The 19,880-nt window shown below is 70.0% G+C and carries 18 protein-coding genes; 5 read left to right on the top strand and 13 right to left on the bottom strand.

Features of this window, described 5'->3' with window-relative positions:
• Nucleotides 1–10: 10 nt before the first annotated feature.
• The 5 genes from ACIA8K_RS29020 to ACIA8K_RS29000 form a co-directional block, all read right to left on the bottom strand.
• Entirely contained in the window at nucleotides 11–955 is a 945-nt protein-coding gene (locus ACIA8K_RS29020; protein ID WP_396064820.1) for a hypothetical protein, read from the bottom strand.
• A 347-nt stretch (nucleotides 956–1,302) separates the two neighbouring features.
• Complete coding sequence (locus tag ACIA8K_RS29015) at nucleotides 1,303–1,767, bottom strand: hypothetical protein (RefSeq protein ID WP_396064818.1); 465 nt, start codon at nucleotides 1,765–1,767, stop codon at nucleotides 1,303–1,305.
• 91 nt (nucleotides 1,768–1,858) lie between these two features.
• Nucleotides 1,859–2,350, bottom strand: a complete 492-nt coding sequence (locus ACIA8K_RS29010) for a hypothetical protein (RefSeq protein WP_396064816.1) — start codon at nucleotides 2,348–2,350, stop codon at nucleotides 1,859–1,861.
• Between the two features lie 314 nt (nucleotides 2,351–2,664).
• Complete coding sequence (locus ACIA8K_RS29005) at nucleotides 2,665–3,270, bottom strand: SMI1/KNR4 family protein (protein WP_396064814.1); 606 nt, start codon at nucleotides 3,268–3,270, stop codon at nucleotides 2,665–2,667.
• A 183-nt stretch (nucleotides 3,271–3,453) separates the two neighbouring features.
• Complete coding sequence (locus tag ACIA8K_RS29000) at nucleotides 3,454–4,056, bottom strand: TetR family transcriptional regulator (RefSeq protein WP_396064812.1); 603 nt, start codon at nucleotides 4,054–4,056, stop codon at nucleotides 3,454–3,456.
• A 77-nt stretch (nucleotides 4,057–4,133) separates the two neighbouring features.
• On the opposite strand from ACIA8K_RS29000, the gene ACIA8K_RS28995 reads away from it, so the two are divergent.
• Complete coding sequence (locus ACIA8K_RS28995) at nucleotides 4,134–4,976, top strand: SDR family NAD(P)-dependent oxidoreductase (RefSeq protein WP_396064810.1); 843 nt, start codon at nucleotides 4,134–4,136, stop codon at nucleotides 4,974–4,976.
• A 12-nt stretch (nucleotides 4,977–4,988) separates the two neighbouring features.
• Here the strand turns inward: ACIA8K_RS28995 and ACIA8K_RS28990 are convergent, their stop codons facing one another.
• Nucleotides 4,989–5,726, bottom strand: coding sequence for a hypothetical protein (locus ACIA8K_RS28990; RefSeq protein WP_396064808.1), 738 nt, complete (start codon nucleotides 5,724–5,726; stop codon nucleotides 4,989–4,991).
• 177 nt (nucleotides 5,727–5,903) lie between these two features.
• Entirely contained in the window at nucleotides 5,904–6,251 is a 348-nt protein-coding gene (locus ACIA8K_RS28985; protein ID WP_396064806.1) for a hypothetical protein, read from the bottom strand.
• 498 nt (nucleotides 6,252–6,749) lie between these two features.
• Between ACIA8K_RS28985 and ACIA8K_RS28980 the strand changes: the two genes are divergently transcribed.
• Nucleotides 6,750–7,226, top strand: a complete 477-nt coding sequence (locus tag ACIA8K_RS28980) for a hypothetical protein (protein WP_396064804.1) — start codon at nucleotides 6,750–6,752, stop codon at nucleotides 7,224–7,226.
• Between the two features lie 340 nt (nucleotides 7,227–7,566).
• Complete coding sequence (locus ACIA8K_RS28975; protein ID WP_396064802.1) at nucleotides 7,567–8,079, top strand: NUDIX domain-containing protein; 513 nt, start codon at nucleotides 7,567–7,569, stop codon at nucleotides 8,077–8,079.
• 475 nt (nucleotides 8,080–8,554) lie between these two features.
• Here the strand turns inward: ACIA8K_RS28975 and ACIA8K_RS28970 are convergent, their stop codons facing one another.
• Nucleotides 8,555–10,045: an endo-1,4-beta-xylanase gene (locus tag ACIA8K_RS28970; protein ID WP_396064799.1), complete on the bottom strand. Its 1,491-nt coding sequence runs from the start codon at nucleotides 10,043–10,045 to the stop codon at nucleotides 8,555–8,557.
• A gap of 469 nt (nucleotides 10,046–10,514) precedes the next feature.
• Between ACIA8K_RS28970 and ACIA8K_RS28965 the strand changes: the two genes are divergently transcribed.
• The gene (locus ACIA8K_RS28965; protein ID WP_396064797.1) at nucleotides 10,515–11,000 is read left to right on the top strand and encodes a hypothetical protein; all 486 of its coding nucleotides are present in this window, start codon (nucleotides 10,515–10,517) and stop codon (nucleotides 10,998–11,000) included.
• Nucleotides 11,001–11,424: 424 nt separating this feature from the next.
• On the opposite strand, the gene ACIA8K_RS28960 is transcribed toward ACIA8K_RS28965, so the two are convergent.
• Complete coding sequence (locus ACIA8K_RS28960; RefSeq protein ID WP_396064795.1) at nucleotides 11,425–11,880, bottom strand: hypothetical protein; 456 nt, start codon at nucleotides 11,878–11,880, stop codon at nucleotides 11,425–11,427.
• A gap of 235 nt (nucleotides 11,881–12,115) precedes the next feature.
• Nucleotides 12,116–14,533 (bottom strand): ATP-binding protein, encoded by a 2,418-nt coding sequence (locus ACIA8K_RS28955; protein WP_396064793.1) that lies wholly within the window; start codon nucleotides 14,531–14,533, stop codon nucleotides 12,116–12,118.
• Between the two features lie 233 nt (nucleotides 14,534–14,766).
• Here ACIA8K_RS28955 and ACIA8K_RS28950 point away from each other — a divergent pair, with 233 nt between their 5' ends.
• Complete coding sequence (locus ACIA8K_RS28950; RefSeq protein WP_396064791.1) at nucleotides 14,767–17,499, top strand: LuxR C-terminal-related transcriptional regulator; 2,733 nt, start codon at nucleotides 14,767–14,769, stop codon at nucleotides 17,497–17,499.
• 16 nt (nucleotides 17,500–17,515) lie between these two features.
• On the opposite strand, the gene ACIA8K_RS28945 is transcribed toward ACIA8K_RS28950, so the two are convergent.
• Genes ACIA8K_RS28945 through ACIA8K_RS28935 form a run of 3 tightly spaced genes read right to left on the bottom strand, consistent with a single transcriptional unit; the run spans nucleotide 17,516 to nucleotide 19,863 of the window.
• A complete protein-coding gene (locus tag ACIA8K_RS28945) occupies nucleotides 17,516–18,277 on the bottom strand; it encodes an ABC transporter permease (protein ID WP_396064788.1) in 762 nt (253 codons plus the stop codon).
• Between the two features lie 19 nt (nucleotides 18,278–18,296).
• Complete coding sequence (locus tag ACIA8K_RS28940) at nucleotides 18,297–19,253, bottom strand: ATP-binding cassette domain-containing protein (protein ID WP_396064786.1); 957 nt, start codon at nucleotides 19,251–19,253, stop codon at nucleotides 18,297–18,299.
• A 10-nt stretch (nucleotides 19,254–19,263) separates the two neighbouring features.
• Nucleotides 19,264–19,863, bottom strand: a complete 600-nt coding sequence (locus ACIA8K_RS28935; RefSeq protein ID WP_396064784.1) for a GNAT family N-acetyltransferase — start codon at nucleotides 19,861–19,863, stop codon at nucleotides 19,264–19,266.
• Nucleotides 19,864–19,880: the final 17 nt, after the last annotated feature.

Genomic DNA, 19,880 nt, shown 5'->3' with positions numbered 1-19,880 from the left:
CACCGGGCGCCTATGCGACCGGAGCCGTCTTGGTACCACGACCGGCTCGCAGCACCACGGCGGCGGACACCGCGCCAAGGCAGATCACCGTGGTCACGCCCGCCCCGATGGTGAGCCCGTCCGGCGACACGATCGACTGGCCGCGCAGCGCCTGCCACAGCAGCAGGCCGAGCAGGGCCGCGTACCCGGCCGAGGTGATCAGGACGAGCCGGAACTCTACCTCCGGCCGCCGCAGCGTGGGCAGCCGCCGCCCGGCGAGCCGCAGCGCGGCCAGCACCAGCGGGAGAATCTGGAGCGCGTGCATCCCGATGAAGTGCGGGATGCGAAGGTCGCCGCCTTCGGTGCTCCAGCCGAGCAGGAGGAGCCCCGCACCGCCGTCGGCCACCCCGACCGAGTGACCGCCCAGGACACCGCCGGGGTTGGCCGTCTGCTCGGGTGTGGGCGAGGTCATCAGCCCACCCACCGCCATGCCGGCCAGGGCGATCAGCAACCCGGCGCGCACCGACCACACCAGCGCCCGGTCCTCGGTCGCGCTGAGCATCAGCGCCAGGCAGATGATCGCGCTCATGATCCACACCACGACCCCGATCATGCCCGCGACCTGGTAGAGCAAAGCCTCCAGCGGGGTGGCAATTCCGAAGTGGCTCATGCGGCCGCGCGCCGCCGACCAGGTGATCCAGGCGATCTCGACGAGGAAGGAGACCACGAACACGGTGGCAGCGGCGTCGGCGACCCGCCGGAAGCGGGTGACCCGGCTCAGCACCCAGGACAGGGAGACGGAGTAGAGCAGCGTGGACAGCGCGAACTTCAGCGGCTTGCCCCAGACCGGCTGCCCCATCAACAGGCGGTCGTCGACAAGCAGGGCCACGAGGCTGAACACCGCGAGCCCGGCCATGGTGGCGGTCAGGACCGCGAGAGGGCGGTGCGCACGTGGCGCGAACGGTGAGAAGGACATGACGAGCAGTTTTCTGCGCGGAAGCGGAGAAATCGTCACACCGGAGAGCCGATCTACCCCATACCCGGGTACGGGGTGCCCCCGCATCGCACCGGCCACGCTTGGCTTGGCAGTCGTCCGGCCCCGTGCGGTCGGACCGCCGGTCCCCAAGATCAGGGGCACTGAATTCGGCAAGAGCGCGCGTGTAGCAGGCACCTGGCACCCACACCGGGTGACAACCAGTGGGGTATCCGGCATGCGCGGTCTGCGGCGATGAGCACATACCCGACCAGGGTGACCCGTGGCATCCCAATATCGGCCCTGTCAACGAGCCGCTGGAGGTGGGAACCGGAGCTCCGGACGCCCGATTAAAGCGATGGGCCACGCTGCGCAGCCTCACGGAGGCGCATGGCCAGGTTGTGGATGTCGCGGAACGCTCGCCGGCCCTCCTCGGTCGGGGCGATCGGCGGTCGCGCGCCGAGGTGCTCCACAGCCGACGCCACGACGTGCTCGGACCCGTCGCGCCTGGTCGGTTCCATGATGAAGTCGAGGTAGGCGAGCATCGCGGGCACGACGTCGGCACCGGCCACCACTGTCGCAGCGGCAGCCAGCGGCGGCGCCGTCAACGACCCCTGCGACCGCGCCGTCGCCGTGATGAGGTCGTCGTGAATCAGCTCTGCGGGCACCGTCAGGCTGAACCATGCACCCATCACCACCGGCCGCCACGCTCCGACTCTGAGCAGTGAGCCGACGTCGTCCGCGGTGACGGTACGGCTGGCGGCGACCAGCCGCCCCCAGGTCTCATCGTCGATCCGCAGGCCGTTCAAACCCATCATTCGCAGGTAGAACGGCGCCACTAACCTGGACTCGATCTCGGATAGCGACACTTCACGCTTCGGCCTGGCTCGGCGGCCAGCGGGCCGTTCAGGGCAGGCGGGCCCGCAGAAGCCAGACGGCGCGCAGAAGACCGCCGCGGTGCTTGCCCGCCTTCATCCACGCGGGAAGCTGTTCGAGCATGCTCATCTCGCAGCAGGAGAAAGCCGGACCGCGCTCGCGGAGACCGGCGGTCAGGTATCGCTCCAGCAGCGTGAGGTGGTCGGCGTTGTAGGCCCAGAAGAGACGTCCGCGGAACTCGGTGCGCAGCCAGAGGGGAAAGCCGAAGTAGGGGTCTTCGGGCCCGGACAGGTGTGGCAGCAGATAGCCGCTATCGCGCTGTGGCGCACTCCAATACTGGACGTGCCCACAGCCGGAACAGGTAACCCGGCGATGCAGCCCGGCCAGGCGTTGTTCGCCGGCGGTACGGTCCGGCCGAACCGATGCCGCCCCGGAACAGACCGGACAGCGAACGAGAATGTCGTCTCCGAAGCGCGACAGCCTCACCATCGGGTCACGGAACCGGATACCGACAGTGCTCATGGCCGCCGATCGTACCGTTGCCACAGTCCTCTGTCGCGGCGAATTCCGCCGACCCGGAGTCCGCCAAGATCGCCGCTGCACAAGCGTGCCCGCGGTCTTGGCATCGGCGACTGTAGGTTACGGATCGCGCCGATCCTGCCAGACCGCGGCGTGGATGAGTTTTACCAAGAAGCGGCGGAACGGCGTCAACGCCAGCGCATCGGGCAGTTCAGATTGTCGGTGTCCGGCGTCCGCCGGTCATGAGCTGATGGACGCTGACCACATCTGAAGAGATCCAGCGGGTCCACGGTTGCCACCGCGCGGACCGTGGCGGCTCACCGCCAAGACAACCAGCCGTCCTCGACGACCGCGGTGGCCGGGTATGTGCGGTCCGAGTTCCCTACTGCCATCGGCTGTCCGGTGCGCAGGGCGGTCACCAACCTGGTCAGAAGGTCGGCCAGGCTCGTGTAGTAGGGCGCCGAAATGACGCCGCGGTGCTCGTGGTCGTGATCGCGCAGGAATCCGTACTCGGGGCCGGGCCGGCAGTCCATGACGAGGCAGTTGCCGGCTCCATCACCCCCGATCGGCACGTACTCGGACGGGAAGTACCGTCCTGGAACGTCGCCTTCGGCAGCGACGGGGTACAGGTTCCGGAAGGCCATCGCATTGACCTCCTCCTCGAGGTCCACGTCGCGTTCGATCTCACGGCTTCGCAGCATGTCCTCGACACCGAACAGCTCGTAGTTCGGCAGGAGGTAGCCCGCGGCGACGCCGTCGTGCAGTTGCCACCATTCGACGAGCTCTCGGTTCAACGCTAACCCGAGCCGCTCCTCGGCTGACGCCAACCGTGCCGGGTCGCCGGGCGGACGCACCTGCTCGTGAAGGCGCGGAGCGTTGGCTGCCAGCCAGGACGTCAGCTCCGACCACAACGGTGCCAGCATGAGCGAAAGCATAACGGGATCACCATCGACGCCCGCGACGCAGATCGATCGCGCGCGCTCGTCGGCAGAAGTGCACGTTTGTCGACGCGGGCGCGATATGCGCACCGTGACGACCAGCGGGGTGCGTCGGCGCGTATGGACTGCGGCGGATCCGGACGCCGCCGCCGCGTGACTGTCCTGGTGTCAGTCGAGGCGTAGCTGACCCATCAGTGCGTCAATCATGGCGATCGGATCAGCGGTTCGGTTGCTGCCGAGCCAGACCCGGGCGGCCGTATCGACGCAGGCGAGCCCGGCGGCGAGGAGAGCCCGGGCCCGGTCCTCGTCGCTGACTGGCGCGTGGCGTCCGGCGCCGGGCAGGCGCTCGACGATGACCGGTACCAGCAGGCTCTCCCAGTCGTGATGCTTGTCCGCACTGCGCATCTGCATCGACGTGGAGTACATGGCGATGTCGGCGACGCCCGCGACGTCGGCGGCGGGGGAGCCCGGTGCTCCGAGGAGGTGATGGAAGGCCAGCCGGAGGGATTCCCAGACCGGTTCGTCGCCGGGGCGGGCGGCCAGGGCGTCGCGGACCCGCTCGGCGGATCCGCGGAGTCCCGAGAGCACGACGTCTTCCTTGGTGGGGAAGTACCGGAAGAACGAGCGCGGCGAGATGCCGGCCGCGGCGGCGATGTCGGTCGTGGTGACGGCGTCGAAGCCCCGCTCGGCGAAGAGCCGCAGGGCGATGGTGAGGACCTCCTGTCGCATCCGGTCGCGGGTGCGCTGCCGCAGGGACGGTCCAGTGGTCATGCCCACTTTTATAGCATCCCCCTGCCTTCGTGGCAGTAGACTGCCATCAAGGCAGCGAAGTGACAGCAGGAGGAATCATGCGACCGGTGAACCACAACGACGAGACGGTGCTCATCACGGGAGCCAGCTCGGGGATAGGCGCCGCGTTCGCCCGGCTCCTGGCGGCACGCGGCTCCGGCCTGGTCCTCGTGGCACGCCGGATCGACCGGCTGGAGTCTCTGGCCGCTGAACTGCGGACCGCGCATCGCGTACACGTCGAGGTGATCGCCTGTGATCTCAGCGAGGACGCACCCGGCGAGCGCTTGCTGGCCGAGACAACGGCGCGGGGTGTCACCGTGACGAGCGTGGTTAACAACGCCGGCGCCGGGCTCTGGGCGCGTTTCGTCGACTCGGACCCGGCGCGGCTGCGTCAGATCGTGGCCTTGAACGCGACGGCGGTGATGGACGTGAGCCGCGCTTTCCTGCCCGTCATGGTGCGGCGAGGGTCCGGCTACCTGCTGAATGTCAGCAGCCTCGGTGCCTACTCCTCGACTCCGATGCAGGCGGTGTACTCCGCCGCCAAGGCCTTCGTGGTCAGCTTCACCGAGGCGCTGTGGGCGGAGACCCGGGGCAGCGGTGTGCGGGTGCTCGCCCTCGCCCCCGGCATCACCAGTTCCGAGTTCTTCGAGGCGCTGGCCAGCGACGATCCCGCCTCACGTCCCGGGAAAGCTCAGACACCCGCCCAGGTCGCCGAGACCGGACTTCAGGTCCTCGAGCGCCGCAACCCGCCACCCAGCTGGGTCTCCGGGCACCTCAACCACGCCTTGGCCCTCGCCCCGCGGTACTTCACCCGCCGCCGCGCCGTTCTACTCACCGCCGCGGGCACCATGCGCAACACTTCCACGCCCCCGGCCGCCCACAACGCCCCCGGAGTACGGTGACCGGCCGACCGTTCAGGGGTGAGTGAGCCCGTGGTAGGTCCAGCGATATTTCGCGTTCGTGGTGCGGGCGACACTGTCCAGCACGGCACCGGCGTCCAACCAGGGCTGCACCAGCGATCCACCGGCCTCACAGGCGGCCAGGGGTTCGTAGCCCGTGTCCTCCTTGAGCAGGTCGAGGACGGTGAGCCGCCCTTCGTACCGGGACGTTCCGTAGCTCCGGATCCCCTCGGCCAAGAAGGCCGAGAAGTCCCCGAGCGTGGGGAACAGCGACGACGACCATCGTGGCGCCGGGACCGCTCGACCGTTGAAGCGGTCGTTGCCCAGGGTGACCAGAATCGACTCGTCGTCTCTGCTGATCGTCGCGGGTAGATGCTCGTGCTGCGACGAGAATCCGGCCCCGGTGAAGAGGGAGCCGAGAGCCGAGTTGGTCGTGCGCTCGGTGACGAAGACGGCAGGGCGGCCGCCTGACCTGTGGTCGAGAACTCCGTAGCGCCGCGCGGTACTGACGCTTCGGACGCCGAACAGGGAGGGGACGGGACCGGCCGTGACCTTGCTGAGCCGCAACACGCACACCGAGGCGACCGCGCCGCCGTTGACGAGTTGGGGGGTCAACCAGGCAACCGGGAGCAGGCGTTGCAGGTGGTCGGCGGGCAGACGGTAGTTGAAGATGATGCGCTCTTCCACCAGAGCGCGAACTGAGGGCAGCCGGCTACCCGTCGCCGTCGATTCCGGGAGATCAAGTACAGGCATGGTGCACAAGTCTGCACCCCCGTACCGCGATGACACCAGGGCCCACCGGCGGACGATCCACCCCGGTGCTCATCGGCATGATCCGAGCGGTGCGGGACCGAACCGTCTTCGCACCCACCGATTCGGCGGGGTGCGGGGCCGGCACTGCGGCCGGCCCTTCACCCAAGCTCGGCCTGGTCAGTTGGTGGCGGGTACCGAGGTGGCCGCGGCCTGACGGGCGGCTTCGCGACGGCGGCGGACGGGCCAGCTCACGCCGCCGAGGAGCACCAGGGCTCCGCCCAGGGAACCCCAGATGTACGGCGCGGCCTGCTGGTTCGACTTGGCCTGTTCGAACGTCTTGTCAGAGGAGCCGGTCGTGTCGCCGACCTTACGGCAGACATCGCCCTGCTCCATCGTGGAGCCGCCACATGTCGGAGCGCCGTCCCAGTCGTAGGCGAAGACACCCCCGAGAATCACCAGTCCGATGATGATCGCCAGGATCGGGCGGCGGAAGGGCAGGATCAGGAGTTTGATGAGCAGTCCCACAAGATGCCTCACATGAGTTATTGCGCCGCCCCGCCCCCGCGGAGTCCCCGTAGCGCCGCCGGACGCTATCAGAATCCGGCTCGCGACTGCTGCTTCGGATGGCCCCGACCAGGTAGACCAGCGGTTGCGGTAACCCGCCTGCGGCCAATCACGACCAAGTCGGCCAGGATCCGTTCCTCTGACATGCGGGCGATGCAACGAACGGCATCTGACCTGCTGGAGCCGCACCGCAAGCGGAATAGCGCATACCTCAAGCGTTACTCGGAGAGCCTCACTGGCCCGCATTCCAACAGCACGGGTCCACTTCCGGGTGAGGGTCGTTCACCGCTCACGGCGAACCGTGGTGATGGCTAGCGTCAGTCACGGCCGAGATCCAGACGAAGGATCGCAGGTCAGACGTAGTGAATCCGGGAGAGGAACGGCCTGTTCGTCTCCCGGGTCGAGATCATTCGGTGCGGTCCAGGCTTGGCCCTATCCGATCACGAGAAGGGACACGACATGATGAAGCTCCGATCCGCAATCGGTGCGTTCGTCCTGGCCGTCTGTGCGCTCGCCGGCCCGCTGGCTCTTCAGCCCACGGTGGCGCAGGCGCAGACCGCGGGAAGCTGCACCGGTTCAGTGACGTTCCGCCAGAAGGTCGATGGACCCGGCGGGACGATCGGTGAGCTGATCGTGTACTACAAGTCCGACAACAGCGGCACCAACACCGCGTGCATGTACCACCGTGGCCGGTCGGCGGGTGTCGCCAGCACTACCCAGGCGCACATCGAGAGCTGCCGGGAGCAGAGCGGCGAAGGACAGCCCGGCTGCACGGTCCTCAGCAAAATGACTGACAACGGCCCGGCCAAGTACTCCTCGTACGCCGGTCCGGTCTCGGTGGTCGGGGTGGCCAACCGGTGCGTGTACGCCTCCGGCTTCGTGGACTACTCGGGGGTGCGCTACTACGTCCAGCCGCTCGGCCGGATGGGCTGCTGAGCTCTCACGTCCCGCCCCGCCGCGCTCCGGCGCGGCGGGGCACCACGCGTTCACGAGGCCATTCCAAGCGATAGCCGATGCCCGTACGATCTCGACGGTCCCGCCCCTTCCGAGCCGAGCGCGCAGGCTGAACCGCAGGAAGGGTGCATAAGGATCACCGACAGCTCGGTCAGGTGACCGGATGCGCCGGACCCGGAGGCTCCGAACGGGCACACAACAGCGTCACTGCCTGCGCCTGAGGCCCACCAACCAGGGTGATGGGATGACCGTAATCACCCGGTAGGGGTGTGAACGGCTGTCGGGCCGCAGCGGCGGGCGCGGACCGCTACCGTCGCCCGTTATGACCGCGACCCACCTGCCGCCCGCCGAGTATTACGCCCGCGCCCCGAAGAGCATGAACGGTGCGGGAGCGATCTTTCACGATCCGGCCGGCCGGATCCTGCTGGTCCAGCCCACCTATCGCACCGACACGTGGGAGGTCCCCGGCGGCGGGCTCGAAGAGGGCGAATTTCCACTCGACGCCGCAGTCCGTGAGGTCATGGAGGAGCTCGGCATCACCGTACGGATAGGGCGGCTGCTGGCCGTCGACTGGGTGCCGCCGCAGCCCGACGGCCGGCCCGCCCTGGCCAACCACCTGTTCGACGGCGGCCCCATCACCGCCGACTGGGCCACGACACACCTCCGTCTGCAGACCGACGAACTGCGCGCCTGGCGCCTGACCGCGGCCGACGAGTGGCCCGGCCTGCTCGCACCGCACATGGTCCGACGGCTTCACGCCTGCGCCAGAGCGCTACGAGACGGCACCACCGCCTACCTCCACCACGGCTACGACCCCGCCACACCGCACCCCTGACCGGGCACCCTGCTCACCCGAGGGGGCGCCGGACAGCCCGCGCGCACGAGAGCACACCATGACCATCTCCGTAGCCGGACCGCACCTGCACGACGACGAGATCGCCGCCGCCGTGTTCCTCTTGCGCTCCGGAAATCTCAGCCAGGGCGAGCGGGTCGCCGCGACCGCCGCCGCCCTCACCCACTGCCGCAATCGCCCCGGTCCGCCTCTACGGCTGACTGGCCGACATGCCCCGGTTCACCGCCATCGCCGGTCGGTACCACCTCGTCGTCATCGAGGACGCAGCTCAACCCCATGCCGCCCGCCACCACGGGAAGCCCGCGGACCGTCGGTTTCGACACGCCGTACCCCCGCAGTCGGCCACCGACCGCTACCCCGGGAGCTGCGGTCGGAGATCCTCTCGATGCGGCGGCTCGTCACGGCACTGCCGCGAGGTGTCCGGAGCGGGCGACACCCGCCCCGGACACCGATGCGGTCAGGAGGCGGTGCAGGTCGGGGTGATACCGGTCGCCGAACCGGTGCCCTGGAAGCCGAACTCGGTGGTCTGTCCGGCGCCGAGGCGTGCGTTGTGGTCGACGTTGGCGAAACGGACGGCGCCGCTGGTGCCGCTCGGGGTGCTGTTCCACGCGTTGGTCACGGTGGCGCCGCCGGGCAGGTTCACCCCGACGGACCAGCCGTTGATCGACGCGGAGCCGGCGGTGACCCGTACCGTGGCGACGAAGCCACCGGTCCAGGAGTTCAGGGACACGGTGGCCGAGCAGCCGGCGGGCACCGGGCTGGGCGAGGTGGAGGGCGTCACCGTCGGTGTCGGCGTCACCGTCGGGGTGACAGGTGGCGTGGTGGGCGTGCCGGTGCCGCTACGGCCCTTGTTCAGCTCGTCGAGCACCGCGTGGTACGCGGCCTTCTTCTGGTAGCTGCCGTTGCCGCCGGTGAAGAGCAGGCCCCGCTCGGAGGAGCGCCACGACTCGCTGTCCGCGATGCCCCACACGGTGATGCCGGTGCACTTCGCGACGTTCAGGCAGGCGCGGACGACCTTGCGGTAGTTGTCCGCCTGGCCCTGGCCGATGTCGTTGTTGCTCAGGTCGTCGTCGATGTCCAGCTCGGTGATGTGCACCTCGACGCCCAGGTCGGCGAAGCGCTGGATGTTGGCCTGCAGGTCGTCGCTGATGATGCTGTTCGGGTTGTCGTTGAAGTGCGACTGGAAGCCGACGCAGTCGATGTACTGCCGGTAGTTGCTGACGATGTCGTACAGCGCGTTCGCCTTGCGGTTGGGGGTGCCGCCGCGGACGGTCAGCCCCTCCACGTCGTAGTCGTTGATGCACAGTTTGGTGGAGAGCCCGTTGGCCTGGACGACCTGCTTGGCTCGGATGAACGAGTCGCGGATGACGTCGGTGTCGCCGGCGTCGAAGAGGTCGCCGTCGCCGTTGGCGTCCCGGTTCATGCTGTGCGGCCACTCGCCGCGCCGGGTGCCCGCGTTGTTGTCGGCCAGCGCCTCGTTGACCACGTCCCAGTACGCGATCCGGTTGCCCCAGCGGGTCAGCGCGTTGCCGATGAAGGTGTTGAGCGTGGCCTGGCTGGCGCCCTGGAGCGCGCCGGCCTGCGAGTGCCAGACCAGGGTGTGGCCGCGGACGATCATGTTGTTGGTCTGCGCGTGGTTGACAAGCGTGTCGGCGCCCCCGGTGTTCTGCAGCCCGCCGCTGGACGTGGCGATCGTGTCCGGCTTCATGTTGTTCTCGGGGGTGAGCTGGCTGAACTCCTGGGCCACTGTCGAGTTGAGCCGCCCGGGTGAGGCCGCCACCCCGAAGAAGAGGCCGGCCTTGGCGGCGGCCGCCCGCAGCGTGGTCTCGGCCGCGGCGGCCGGCGTGATCCCCTGGACGATGGCCGCGCCGCCGGCCAGCAGCAGCACCGCCGCCGGCAGGGCCATTCTTCTGGTACGTCTCCTGCGCTGGTCCGGGCTGCCGCTCACAGGGACTCCCTCCAAATCGATCGTCATGCGTCGATGTATTTCAGTGTCGCAAAGTATCGATACCGGTACGTCGCGATGTCAACTCCCGGAAAACTTCCGGAATCTCATACGGGCGAATCCGGCGGAAATGACCTGACCACGGCCGCCACACCGGTCTGCACGGCAACGGGTGGAGTCCACCGCCCACCGGCGCCGGTGGGCTTGGCTTGGAACCGGCGGCGGAGGCGCTGGCCGAGCGTGGACTCGCCGATCGCGCAGGCAGCGAAGTGGAGCGCTGCCGCGCCCCGAGCTCGGCATCGACCGACGTGTCGGGTCGTCACACCCGTACCCGGTGATGGCTGTTGAGCTGGGGTTTTAGGGCGTCGCCGAAAGGATGGAGCGGGCCGGTACGCGGGGTGATGCTGGTGGTGAACGCGGCACGAGACCGCAGCGGGTGCGGGATGCCGCCGACTTCACGAGGAGACACGACATGGTGCTTGACGCCACGACGACACGGGTTTCGCGGAACGGGGCGCTGACGCTGATCGCGGCGGTCGCGGTGCTGTTCGCGATACTCTCCATGTTCACGCCGGCGACCGCCCGTGCGGCCGAGCCGCAGGGCACCGGTTTGGCGGCCGCGGGCTGGACGCCGAACCTTCAGCTGGCCGGGCCCAAGGAGCGGGTGCACCGGGACGTCAGCTCGGCCGACCGGGCTTACATGCTCTCGCACTGCGCGGCGCAGTACGTATGCGTCGCCGCCGGTCAGGGCGACGGCATGCACACGATCTACGAGCTCTACTACTGCGTGGAACGCAACCTGAGCAACTTCATCGACGCTGGAACCATCACCAACAAACAGACCCACAACGCGACGGTATGGCTGCTGACCCAGAGCCGCGAGCGCTACAGCTGGGTGGAGCCGGGCCTGCAGAAGGACGTCGACTGGCGCCCGATCTGGTTCCTCCAGGTCTGCTGACCGGCCGGTGGTGGGCGGGGGAGGGTCCGCGGCGTGCCAGCGGCCCGGCCGAACGACGGGCGGTGAAGCGGAGGTGAGCGCACCCGAGCGCCCACTCTTGCGCGGGGGGATCCTCAGGCTCGCCGGCGTCGCAGCGGCCCGGCGAGCGCGCGGGAGTGCCGACCGAGGCCCGGGATGATCCGGCGCGGCTTCTACGACCCGCTCGATGACGGCGGGGACTGATTGGTCGAGATCGAGAGCTGGTCGCCGGACACTCGCCCGCGCACCCAGGGCTGAAAACAGAGCAGGGTCAGGCACTCGCTCATCGGTACGAGCGGGCGTCGGCCACCTCCGACGTGCGTCACGCCGCGTGACGGCTCACCGTCGTCCGCCCCGCGCGGTCGGCGGCAGGAGAGTCAGCCGACATGCCGGTGCGGGAAATCCGTCATTCACCGGTGGGCAGACGGGCGGGATCGACTCCGTCCACGCCGGTCCAGAACCGCACCGGGTACGCCCATTCCTTCTTGTAGAACTGGCTGGGCATTCGCGAGTTTGCGTCGTCGAACGTTACGAACTCTGTCGCATAACTCGGGTATCCGTCCGTGGGCAGGGCGCCGGCGTAGCCAAGTGCTTCGAGCAGAACTGTCCGCTCTAGCTTGTTCGACTTGAGTTTGCCGATCAGGGCTGCGTTCAGCTCCGTCAACTGTGCGGACTCGGGCAGCAGCCGGATCGCATCAACGATATCTTCCAGCACTGCTCGGCCCCGGTGGACATCGTAGTCATTGTCTGCTCCGTCGAACCGCTCCACCGCGGCGCTGGCCCACGGAATGTTTATCGGCCGCAACCAGAAGGCGTCGCCGGCGAGGTCCTCGGATGTGACAGCGTCCTCGTTCTCGCGCATACCGCACACTCCACAGTTCGTGGGGTGGAAATGCTGCGACGGCACGAAGACATGCTGGGGAAAGTGCCGCAGGACCGTTAGCCGCGGCCACACACTCCGCCGACTCTGGTTCCTCGTAACCAGGCTCGCAAGCCACGCCCGCTCGATCGCGCGCCGGTCAGCGGCAGCGGCCACCGCGACTGCTGTTCGGACAAGGTCATCATGATCCACGCTCGCCAATCTAGGCTAGACTGCGCTACAACGGCGATTCGGCGACGGCTGGTTGCAGGGATGTCAGTTTGACCCGGATTGCGGCGGCGTCGGGGTGGCTCAGGTCGTCGAGGATCGTCACGGCGTCCGTCCACACCTGCCGGGCCAGCGCCGGGTTGCCGTCACCGCGCAGCGCCTCTCCGAGATGGGTGAGTGCCTCGGCCTCCTGGAAGCGGTCACCCAGTTGCCGGAAGAGTCCGATCGCCCGTCGGTGACAGGCGATCGCCGACGCGTACCGGCCGAGGTGCTGACGCGCGTATCCCAGGCTGTCCCAGGTCGCGGCGAGCCCTGGAATGTCGTCGAGGTCGGTGAGCAGCGTGATGGCCCGCTCGCAGCACCCGACCGCGGGCTCGTACTCGCCGCGCACCACGTGGTGCCACGCGACGGCGTTGAGAGCCCTGGCTTCCCAGACCCGATCGGCGGCCGTGGCGAAGAGCTCCAGCGCGCGTTGGGCGTGACCGAGCCCCAGGCGGTGTGGATCGTGCCGGGCCAGCAGGTATGCCAGGTCGATGTGGCAACGCGCCTCGAACAGCGGGTCGTCCACGTGATCCGCGAGCTCCAGTGCGCGGCCGAGGTTTGTCACCGCAGGCTCGAGCAGGTCCAGCCGGACCTGTGCCCGTGCCAGGTAGCGCAGCGCGTGGGCCTGGCCGACGGGGGCGGCGGCGCGGCGGGCCGCGGCCAGGGCGACGGCCTGACAGTCGGTGAGATCATGCCAGCGGCCCCGACGGTCCTGAAAGTCGCACAGTGCCCAGGCCAGCATCCAGGCGTGCCGGTCGAGGTGCAGTTCCAGGGCGCGGTGGACCCCGGCGAGCAGTACCGGATATTCGGTGTCGACCCAGGCGACGGCGTGTTCCACGTCGACGATCTCCTCCACTGTCACGCCGTCGGCGGGCGCGGGGAGCGCAATGGGGCGGCGGTGGGGCTCCACAAGCATCGCGGCGCGGTGAAGCGGATGGAGGTAGTGGTCGAACAGCCGGTTGGAGGCGTGGTGGCGGGCGGCGTTGTCGTCCACCTGCTGGGCGCGTTCGGCGGCGAAGGCGTGCAGCAGGTCGTGGACGACATACCGGCCGGGACCGTGCGGGGTGATCAGATGCGCTCGGATGAGTTCCCGGACCAGGCGTTCCGCGTGGGCCGGATCGACGCCGGCCAGACTCGCCACGGCGGCGACCGAGATGTCCGGCCCGGGATGTATGCCCAGCAGCCGGAACAGCCGCGCCGCGGCGGGCGTCAGGGCGTCGTGCGACCACGAGAACACCGTGCGTACGTCGGTGGTCGGATCGTCGCCGGTCGTCAGCGGGTCGAGCCGATCGCCGGCGGCGTGCAGCTCGGTCGCTATCCTGGACAGCGGTTGGGAGGGTCGTCCCGCGGCACGGGCGGCCACCACGGCGAGCGCCAGCGGTAGACCGGCGCAGCGGGCGACGATGTCGTTCAGCGCCGCCGGCTCCGCGGCCACCCGGGTGGCACCCAGCCGAGGCGTCAGTAGGTGCACCGCCTCGTCCGCGGTGAGCAGGCCCAGCGTGATCGGCCTCGCGCCGTGGGAGGCGACCAGGCTCGGCAGCTGGTTACGGCTCGTGACCAGCACCAGGCAGCTCGGCGTGCCCGGCAGCAGGGGGCGTACCTGTGCCGTGTCCAGAGCGTTGTCCAACATGATCAGCATGCGCTTGCCGGCCACCAGGCTGCGGTACAGCGCGGCCTGCGCGTCAGGCTCGGCGGGTATGCGGGACGGGGCCACGCCCAACGCGTCCAGGAAGCCGCGCAGCGCACGCTCGACCGGCATCGCCATCCCGCCGGGGTCGAATCCGCGCAGGTTCACGTACAGCTGGCCGTCGGGGAAGCGGTCCGCGATCCGGTGCGCCCAGTGCAGCGCCAGCGCGGTCTTGCCCACGCCGGCCGTACCGCCTATCGCGGAGATGACGGACGTCGACTCCGGTCGGGGGCCGACCGCGAGACGGTCGAGTTCCGCGAGTTCCCGTGATCTGCCGGTGAAGTGCGCCACGGCGGCGGGCAGCTGACGGGGTACCACCGCGGCCGGCGTAGCCGCCCCGGCGGGCGTGGGCCGGCCGGAGGTGTCGCGCCTGGTGCGGGGACCTCGCCGGGCTTCGGCAACCCGGTCCCGGGCGGTGGCCAACACCCCGCACTCCTCGTCCGTCGCGCCGAGCAGCCGGATCAGTACGTCGAATCGGTCGGTGGGGGCCAGGGTCCGGCCGGTGAAGTACTCCGCGATGGCAGCCACGGAGAAGCCGCTCGCCGCCGCGAGCTCGCGGTAGGTCAGTTCGGAATCGCGCCGGTCGCGTGCGTGGCGGCGTCGCAGCCGGCGCAGCAACTGCGCCAACTGGTCCACCGCGTGGACGTCCGCCGCCTCGGCGAGGATGCGGCTGGCGGCTCGGCCGCGATCGTGGGACATGCCTACATCTCCTGTCGATCGCTGCGATACGGAGCAAATCACCACAGCCAATGCGTTAACGCCCGAGCTGGTCTTTCATCGGCTGTCAACTCCGGCGACGAAGCGTATGCCGATTTCTGGACGCGTCTGCATTCTGCCGTTCGTCCTTTCTACCGCTGCCAAGATCCGAGCACCAGGCGTCTGTCCACAGTGGTTGCAAAAGGGCATGCGTCACGAGAGACGTGGAGGGTGCGATGAGTGCAGTGGAGCGGGCACCGATGATCGGCCGTGAGCGTGAGATCGCCGCCATTTCGACGGCGTTGAGCCAGCTCAGTGCGGGTTCGGCTCGGGTGATCGCGGTGACGGGTGACCCCGGCCTGGGCAAGACCCGCCTCCTCGAGGAGACCACCCACCTCGCCTGCGGGTACGGCTACCCGGTGCTGACCGGGCGGGTGCCGTACGGCAGTCGAGGTGCAGCCGATCCGCTTTCCGACGCGCTGCACGACTATCGGTACGGTATTAACCTATCTGACTCCCCGCGTGACCTTTTCACCCGTATTGCCGCACCAGGTTTGGTGCTGATTCTCGACGACGTCGACCGTGCCGACTCGGCCGCAATCGAGGAATTGCTGCGGCTGCTACGCCGGCCGCCGCATGCACCGGTGCTTGTGGTGCTGGCATATCGGCCCCGTCAGGTCGCGGCGTGGCCGCACCAGTACGTCATCGGAGGTGGCCATCCGTGCCACGTCGACTGGCTGCCCCTGGACCCACTGGACGCGGACGAGACGGCCCGGCTGGTCGCCGCGCATCCCGTGCTGTCGTGGCGGCCGACCCTGCACTCCGACAGCGGCGGAAATCCGAGCTATCTGCGGGTATTGGCGGAGGAGGGGACCGGGCCCGCCTCGGGCACCTGGGCACTGTCCGGGGAACTGGCCGACCTGTCGCCGACCGCGCAACTGGCCGCGTCGGCGGCGGCCGTACTCGGTGATCCGTTCGCTCCGGCCGCGGTCGCCGCCGTAGCCGAGCTCCCCGGACCGGACGTGCACACGGCGATCGACGAGCTGGCCCGGCACGACCTGGTCCGGCCGGTCGACGCGGACGGCCGGTTCGTCTTCCGGCACCCGGTGGTCGGCGCGGTGGCGTATGCGGCGGCGGCCCCGGCGTGGCGGTTGACAGCGCACGCCCGGGCCGCGGTGGCACTGCGCGCGATCGGCACGGCGTCGCACGCCATGGCCCACCACGTCGAGCGGTCGGCAGCCGTCGGTGACCGTGCGGCGATCGCTCTGCTCATCACGGCCGCCCGTGCGGACGGCGAGACGATGACACCGACCAGGTCGCGCTGGCTGCGCGCCGCACTGCGGCTGCTACCGGCGGGCAGCCGGGCGCCCCGCCCGGCCACCCTGATGGCCGCCCTCGCCGCGACCCTGGCCGCCGAGGGACGCCTCGCAGAAAGCCGGGTGACGCTGCATCGGGCGTGGCCGGAGATCGTCGCGCACGATTCGCGAACGTACGACCGGCTCGCCGGCCTCGGCGCGATGGTGGAATGGCTGCTGTGCCGCAACGCCGAAGGCCGGGCGCTGCTGGGCCGTGCGGGCGGCACCACCTCGAGGGAGTCCACAACGCTCCTGCCGACGCATGCGCTGGCGCTGGCCGTCATCGACATGGCTGACGGTCACCTGGACAGCTGCCGTCGGCGGTCGGCCGAGGCGTTGACCGGCGCTGCGCACTCCGGCGGCCGGGCGCTGGCCGGCGTCGGGCACGGGCTGATACTCGTGGCGGACTGCCTCGACGTCAGAGCCGACGACGCCGCGCCCCGGCTCGACACGCTGGCCGCGCTTGTGGACGGACTGGTCGACGGCGAACTGGCCGGCAACCTGGTCGCCGCCGGACTGCTCGGCGTGGGTGAGCTGATGACCGGCCGGCCGGTCGACGCGCTGCGGCATCTCGACCGGGCGCTGACCGTGGCCCGCGCGGCCGGCACCCTGCTCGCTGTCCCTCACCTGCAGGCCGGGCGCGCGTTCGTGCTGCGCGCGCTCGGCCGGCTCGCCGAGGCGGCCGCGGCCGCCGCCGAGGCCGTCGAGCTGGCGACCACATCGGGCAGCGACGAGCAGCTCGTACTGGCGCTCGCCGCGCGATGCTGTGTCGCCACCTGGACCGGTGACCGGGACGGAGCCCTGCGCGCCGGCGCCGCGGCCACCGCCTGGCGGGCACGGCGACCCAGCCGATGGGTGACGGCCTTGGCGCACCGGATGTACGCCGAGGCGCGCCTGGCCGCCGGTGATCGCGAGGGCGGCCGGACCCTGATCGACGCGCTGGGCGGAGCCGACCTGCCCGAGCTCGACCGCTGGTCCCGGCCGCACACCTACGAGCTCCTGACACGACTGGAGCTGGCGGGCGACAGCCGAGCCGACGCCAGGGGATGGGCGGTACGGGCCGGCACGACGGTCACCGCCTCCGGCCCTCCGCAGCGGGCCGGCATGGCGGAGTTGGCGATCGCCGAGGCACTCGCCGCAGAGGAACCGGTCACCGCGCTGTGCCATGCGGCCGCCGCAGCGCGGATCCTGGACAGCGCGGGCCTGCGGCTGGACGCGGCGCGTGCCTGGCTGGCCGGTGGTGTGGCGGCCGCCGCCGGTGGTGACCCACAGCAGGCGGCCGTCCAGTTGCGGCGCGCGCAGGCCGTTTTCGACGCGGCCGGGGCGTACGGCTGGTCGCGGTACGCGGTGGCCGAACGGCGGCGTCTCGCGGGCCGGGCACCCCGTACCGGCGCATCCGCACCGCGGTCCGGCCTGGACACGCTCACCAGCCGCGAGCGTCAGGTGGCGATGCTCGTCAGCGAGGGCTTGACGAATCGGCGGGTGGCCCAGCGGCTGCACGTCACCGAGAAGACCGTGGAGACACACCTGTCGAGGATCTTCGCGAAGCTGTGCGTCGGATCGCGGGTGGAGATGGCCCGGGTGTGCCTGGCCCCGGCCACCAAGGCAGGCTGAGAGGGTCCGCCGCGGGTCACCGGTCCCCGCGGGTGAAGGAATAGCAGCCGAGGCCGACCGCGCCGGCCGCGAACAGGACCGCCAGCCCGCCGCCGAGCATCACCGTGGGGGTCAGCAGGTGGCCGGTGAACGCGTCGCGAACGGCGTCCACCATGTATCGCAGCGGACTCAGCGCCGAGAGGTTGGCCAGCCAGCGTGGCGCCAGCGCCATCGGCAGCAGGATCCCGGACAGCAGCAGGAGCAGCACCGTGAGCAGGTTGATGACCTGGGCGAACGAGTCCTCGTTACGGGTCGTCATGGCCAGCGCGTACGACAGCGCCGACACGGCCACCACGATCGCCGCGACGAACGCCATCGCGACCGCGATTCCCGCGACCGAGACCCGCAACCCCAGGGCGAACGCCGTACCGATCAGGATCAGCGACTGGATGGAGGTGACTGTGACGTCGCGCAGCAGCCGGCCGAGCAGGGGAGCCGCCCGGCTGACCGGCGTCACCCGCATCCGTTCCAGGACGCCGGCCCGCCAGTCGGCGATCAGCGCGAATCCGACGAACGCCGAGCCGAACAGGCACAGTTGCACCAGCAGCCCCGGCGTGTAGATCTGCCAGGCGTTGCCGGAGGGGAAGCCGGGTCTGCCCACGAGCCCGGTCAGCAACGGCCCGAACAGGACGAGGTAGAGCGCCGGCTGCGCCAGACCGAACAGTACCCACAGCGGGTTGCGCAGCGACAGTTGAAGCTGCCGCCGGTAGATCAGAACGGTGTCGCGGACCGTGTCCATGGGCTCTCCTCCGGCAGGGTCAGGCGTCGCCGTCACGCAGCGAACGCCCGGTGAGCGTGAGAAAGACGTCGTCGAGGGTCGGGCGGGCGAGTCGTATCGACCGCATGCCGACGCCGTGCGCCTGCAGGGCCTGCATCAACTCGACGACCGCCCGTTCGCCGTTGTCGACGACCAGGCGTACCGACCGGTCGCTCACGGCGAGCTCGTGGATCCCCGGTTGGCCGGCCAGCGCGATTTTCGCGGCGTCGGTGTCGGTGCTGACCTCGATGGTCACCAGGTCCCCGGAGATGCCACGTTTCAGCTCGTCCGGAGTGCCGCGGGCGACGATGCGCCCGTGGTCGATGACGAACAGCCGGTCGCAGAGCGCGTCGGCCTCGTCCAGGTAGTGGGTCGTGAGGAACACCGTGGTGCCGATGTCGTCGCGCAGGGCGCGTACGTGGTCCCAGACGTTGCCGCGGCTCTGCGGGTCGAGTCCGGTGGTCGGCTCGTCGAGGAACAGGACGGACGGGCTGTGCATCAGACCCATCGCGATGTCCATCCGGCGTCGCTGGCCACCGGAAAGGGTCCGGACCTGCCGTTCCCGTACGGTGTTGAGGTCGAAGTCGCGCAGCAGCCGGGTGGCGCGGGACACGGCGTCGGTGCGCGACAGCCGGTACAGCCGGCCCTGCAGGCACAGCTCCTCGGCGACCCGGGCGTTCGGGTCGACACCGCCGGACTGCGCGACGTAGCCGCTGGCGCGGCGTACGCCGGCCGGATCCCTTATGAGGTCGATGCCGGCGATGTGCGCCGTGCCGGCGGTCGGCCGCAGCAGGGTGGTCAGCATCCGCAGGGTGGTCGTCTTGCCCGCGCCGTTGGGTCCGACGAAACCGATGATCTCCCCGGCCGCGACGTCCAGATCCACCCCACACACCGCGTCAACGTCCGACCTGCCAGAGCGGAACCGCCGGGCGAGTCCGCGTGCCTCGATGGTGGTCATGACGCCGACTCTAGGTAGCGGGGCGGACCGCGAGCATCGGGGAAATCCCGGGGGCCGGTCGTGGTCCGGGGAGTTCGCGCAGCATCCAGTCGAACGTCGGCTCCCCGGCACCGGTCGCGGCGCGTGCCACGGCACCCCACCCCCATCGCCGGTACGCGGCGTGCGCGGGCTCGTTCTCCGGAAGGACGCACAGCAACGCCCGCTGTTCCGGCCGGCCGGTCAGGAACCCGTCGTGCAGCCGCCTGCCGATCCCGCGGCGTCGCCACGGCGCCCGCACCATGATCTCCTGGATGAACACCGACCGCCGCCCGGTCTCCGTGGTCATCTCCGCGGGCAGCTGCCCGGCCAGCGGCTGCCACCAGCGGGTGAAGAACGGTAGCGGCCAGCCGTAGAGCAGGCCGGCCGCCTCACCGTCCACCTCGGCCAGCAGCAGTTCGAAGCCGGGCTGCCGGACCGCCAGGCCCCAGCGCCGCCGGAATGCCGCCGTGGAGAAGTACGGGTCGTCACCCCAGGCCACCCCGGCATGCACCTCGGCGTGGACCCCCACCAGGGTCTCGGTCGACTGGGCGGCCTCTCGTGGGCCGTAGCGCCGCACCGTCATCGCTGTCATGGCCGCTCCTCGTATCA

This window comes from Catenuloplanes sp. NPDC051500, from assembly GCF_044454585.1.
Taxonomy (GTDB): Bacteria; Actinomycetota; Actinomycetes; order Mycobacteriales; family Micromonosporaceae; genus Catenuloplanes.
The sequence above is the reverse complement of the archived record's forward strand: the minus strand, read 5'-3'. Positions and strand labels throughout refer to the sequence as shown.

Bases quoted from the DNA above. Each gene is read 5' to 3' on its own strand.
- ACIA8K_RS29020 (WP_396064820.1), bottom strand. From the start codon at position 955: ATGTCCTTCTCACCGTTCGCGCCACGTGCGCACCGCCCTCTCGCGGTC.
- ACIA8K_RS29015 (WP_396064818.1), bottom strand. From the start codon at position 1,767: ATGGGTTTGAACGGCCTGCGGATCGACGATGAGACCTGGGGGCGGCTG.
- ACIA8K_RS29010 (WP_396064816.1), bottom strand. From the start codon at position 2,350: ATGAGCACTGTCGGTATCCGGTTCCGTGACCCGATGGTGAGGCTGTCG.
- ACIA8K_RS29005 (WP_396064814.1), bottom strand. From the start codon at position 3,270: ATGCTGGCACCGTTGTGGTCGGAGCTGACGTCCTGGCTGGCAGCCAAC.
- ACIA8K_RS29000 (WP_396064812.1), bottom strand. From the start codon at position 4,056: ATGACCACTGGACCGTCCCTGCGGCAGCGCACCCGCGACCGGATGCGA.
- ACIA8K_RS28995 (WP_396064810.1), top strand. From the start codon at position 4,134: ATGCGACCGGTGAACCACAACGACGAGACGGTGCTCATCACGGGAGCC.
- ACIA8K_RS28990 (WP_396064808.1), bottom strand. From the start codon at position 5,726: ATGCCTGTACTTGATCTCCCGGAATCGACGGCGACGGGTAGCCGGCTG.
- ACIA8K_RS28980 (WP_396064804.1), top strand. From the start codon at position 6,750: ATGATGAAGCTCCGATCCGCAATCGGTGCGTTCGTCCTGGCCGTCTGT.
- ACIA8K_RS28975 (WP_396064802.1), top strand. From the start codon at position 7,567: ATGACCGCGACCCACCTGCCGCCCGCCGAGTATTACGCCCGCGCCCCG.
- ACIA8K_RS28965 (WP_396064797.1), top strand. From the start codon at position 10,515: ATGGTGCTTGACGCCACGACGACACGGGTTTCGCGGAACGGGGCGCTG.
- ACIA8K_RS28960 (WP_396064795.1), bottom strand. From the start codon at position 11,880: ATGCGCGAGAACGAGGACGCTGTCACATCCGAGGACCTCGCCGGCGAC.
- ACIA8K_RS28955 (WP_396064793.1), bottom strand. From the start codon at position 14,533: ATGTCCCACGATCGCGGCCGAGCCGCCAGCCGCATCCTCGCCGAGGCG.
- ACIA8K_RS28950 (WP_396064791.1), top strand. From the start codon at position 14,767: ATGAGTGCAGTGGAGCGGGCACCGATGATCGGCCGTGAGCGTGAGATC.
- ACIA8K_RS28945 (WP_396064788.1), bottom strand. From the start codon at position 18,277: ATGGACACGGTCCGCGACACCGTTCTGATCTACCGGCGGCAGCTTCAA.
- ACIA8K_RS28940 (WP_396064786.1), bottom strand. From the start codon at position 19,253: ATGACCACCATCGAGGCACGCGGACTCGCCCGGCGGTTCCGCTCTGGC.
- ACIA8K_RS28935 (WP_396064784.1), bottom strand. From the start codon at position 19,863: ATGACAGCGATGACGGTGCGGCGCTACGGCCCACGAGAGGCCGCCCAG.